This window comes from Flavobacterium sp., assembly GCF_003525665.1.
In the GTDB taxonomy this organism is placed as follows: Bacteria; Bacteroidota; Bacteroidia; order Flavobacteriales; family Flavobacteriaceae; genus Flavobacterium.
In genome coordinates this window covers 1-2723 of the sequence record NZ_DQDX01000010.1, presented here as the reverse complement: position 1 = coordinate 2723, position 2723 = coordinate 1, and the positions used below count along the sequence as shown (strand labels likewise).

Here is a 2723-nt window from a genome sequence, read left to right as displayed (position 1 = left end):
GTTCCGTAAGTGATTATAAAATGAGTTGCATTTGAAATTATCTTGAAATTTTCTGATAAAATCGAATTCAAATTATTCAAAAAATCTTCTTTATTTGCATTTGATAATTCCGAATGAACTTCGTAACAATGCCATAAATCGTTGTGATAGAAAATATCTTCTTCTGTAAATTCGATTTTGTTTACCATTCGATTTACTAATTTTTCAATGGAAACTGGATTGAAAATTATTCCAAACGGATTTACCGAATTTTGAAATTTGAAATACTCGAATTTCTCAGCCATATTTTCAGCAAAACACGAACCCAAGGACATAATTCTGGAATTATAATCTATCGGATTTTTATATTTTTCGATTGGAACTTTGGTTGTGAAATTCATGTTTTTCTATTTGAACTTCAAAAATACAAAATGATTGGTTAACCTTAAAATCTCGTATGAACTATAAATTAATGCAATCGAAAACGTCAACTTCATGTCTTTTATTTTCTACTTTTGTATCAAATTTTAAAAAGCTTCATGAAACTATTATATTCCTATCTCAAAAAACATAAAATGCTGCTGTTTATCGCTTTATTAATGGCGGCAGTTAACATTTGCTTCAGTTTATCTGACTCTATTATTACCGGAAAATTAATGCAAGATTGCGGTGTTGGAATTGGCAAATACAAAGGCAACGAAATTGGTTTTATTAAATCGGTTGCTTTTTGGCTCGGATTATCTCTTGGTGCAGCTATGATTTCTAGAATTACCAAAAACTTTCAGGATTATTTTACCAATATAGTGATTCAGCGAACTGGCGCTGAAATGTACACTGACGGAATCAAAAAATCGCTTGACTTACCATACGAACAATTTGAAGATCAACGAAGTGGTGAGACTTTAAGCAAATTAACCAAAGTAAGAATTGATTCAGAAAAATTAATTACGCTTTCGATTTCATTGATTTTTCAAACTGTTATCGGATTTGTTTTTGTCATCGTTTACGTTTCTCAAATTGACTACAGAATTTCAATAATTTTCTTAATTACGGCTCCAATTATTGCTTTGGTAAGTTCCTATTTAGGTAAGAAAATCAAAGTAGTTTCTCGAAAAATTGTCACTCAAACCAATGCACTTGCTGGCTCAACAACTGAAAGTTTACGAAATATTGAATTGGTAAAAAGTTTAGGATTAACGTATCAAGAAGAAAAACGATTGAATTTAAACACTTTAAAAATTCTTCAACTCGAATTACAGAAAATTCGTTTCATTAGAAGTTTGAGTTTTATTCAAGGAACAACGGTTCATTTCCTTAGAACTTGCGTGGTTTTTACTTTGTATTATTTCTTGTTTGGCGAAAAAATAATCGTTGGCGATTTATTGACCATGGTCTTTTTTACCTTCTTTATTTTTGGTCCGCTTCAAGAACTTGGAACATTTATAATTGCTTTAAATGAAACCAAAGTTTCTATGGAAAACTTCAAAGAATTATTGAACGCACCCAAAGAATACCGACCGAAAAATGCTAAAAATGTTGGAGCAATTAAAGCTTTGCATTTTTCTGATGTAAGTTTCAAACATAAATCGGCCAAACACAATGCAGTCGAAAATATCACTTTCGATATAAAACAAGGCGAAACTGTGGCGTTTGTTGGTCCATCTGGAGCAGGAAAAACTACATTGGTCAAACTATTAGTTGGATTGTATCCGCCAGAAAAAGGAAATGTACGCTACAATGAAATTGATTCAAAAGAAATTGATTTATTGGATTTGAGAAAACAACTCGGATTTGTAACGCAAGATGCGCAGTTATTTTCAGGAACGATTCGTGAAAATCTATTGTTTGTAAAACCATCAGCAACTGATGAGGAATTGCTTGAAGTGTTGCACAAAGCAAGTTGTGACCGATTGTTAGAACGTGCCGAAGATGGATTAAATTCAACCATTGGTGAAGGCGGAATTAAAGTTTCTGGTGGTGAAAAACAACGTTTGTCGATTGCAAGAGCGATTTTAAGAAATCCAAATTTATTGATTTTTGACGAAGCCACTTCGGCTTTAGATTCGATTACAGAAGAAGAAATTAATACAACCATTAGAAATATATCTGACCAAAATAGAATTACAGTTTTAATCGCACACCGATTACCAACCGTAATGCATGCTGATAAAATCTTTGTTTTAGAACAAGGAAAAATCATCGAACAAGGCAGACACGAAGCTTTATTAGAAGAAAAAGGTTTGTACTATGCGATGTGGAGACAACAGATTGGGGAACGAAAATAAATTTAAAGATGTTTAAAAAAGAATATTTACATCCAAACGAAGGATTTTCGCAAGTTGTAATTGTAGAAACTGAAACGACGAAAACATTGCACATTTCTGGACAAATTGGTGAAGGAAACGATTTAGAATCGCAAACAATTGCGACGTTTAAAAATCTAGAAACACTTTTAAAAGAATGCAATTCTAGTTTTGAAGATGTAGTAAAAATGAATACTTACATTGTAAATTTTAATCCAGAAACTGATTTACCGATTTTCAGAAAAGTACGAAAAGCATTTTTAGGTACTGAAAATTATCCAGCCAGTACTTTAGTTGGAGTTACTGTTTTAGGAAACAGAAATTGGCTTATTGAAATTGATGCAATAGCAATTATTGAAAAATAACAGCATAAAAAAGCCTTTCAATCAAAAAGAATGAAAGGCTTTTTAATTTATATAAGTGTCTTGTCCTGAAATAGCG

At 31.7% G+C, this 2723-nt stretch carries 3 protein-coding genes; 2 read left to right on the top strand and 1 reads right to left on the bottom strand.

Annotation, left to right across the window (positions count from 1 at the left end; all coding sequences use genetic code 11):
• Positions 1–380, bottom strand: a 380-nt coding sequence (locus tag DIU01_RS00720) for a GSCFA domain-containing protein (RefSeq protein WP_290831352.1), incomplete at its 3' end; no start/stop codon positions are given.
• Positions 381–518: 138 nt separating this feature from the next.
• On the opposite strand from DIU01_RS00720, the gene DIU01_RS00715 reads away from it, so the two are divergent.
• Together DIU01_RS00715 and DIU01_RS00710 are read left to right on the top strand one after the other, a co-directional pair.
• A complete protein-coding gene (locus DIU01_RS00715) occupies positions 519–2264 on the top strand; it encodes an ABC transporter ATP-binding protein (RefSeq protein WP_290831351.1) in 1746 nt (581 codons plus the stop codon).
• Between the two features lie 8 nt (positions 2265–2272).
• The gene (locus DIU01_RS00710; protein WP_290831350.1) at positions 2273–2647 is read left to right on the top strand and encodes a RidA family protein; all 375 of its coding nucleotides are present in this window, start codon (positions 2273–2275) and stop codon (positions 2645–2647) included.
• Positions 2648–2723 lie beyond the last annotated feature (76 nt).

Bases quoted from the DNA above. Each gene is read 5' to 3' on its own strand.
- DIU01_RS00710 (WP_290831350.1), top strand. From the start codon at position 2,273: ATGTTTAAAAAAGAATATTTACATCCAAACGAAGGATTTTCGCAAGTT.
- DIU01_RS00715 (WP_290831351.1), top strand. From the start codon at position 519: ATGAAACTATTATATTCCTATCTCAAAAAACATAAAATGCTGCTGTTT.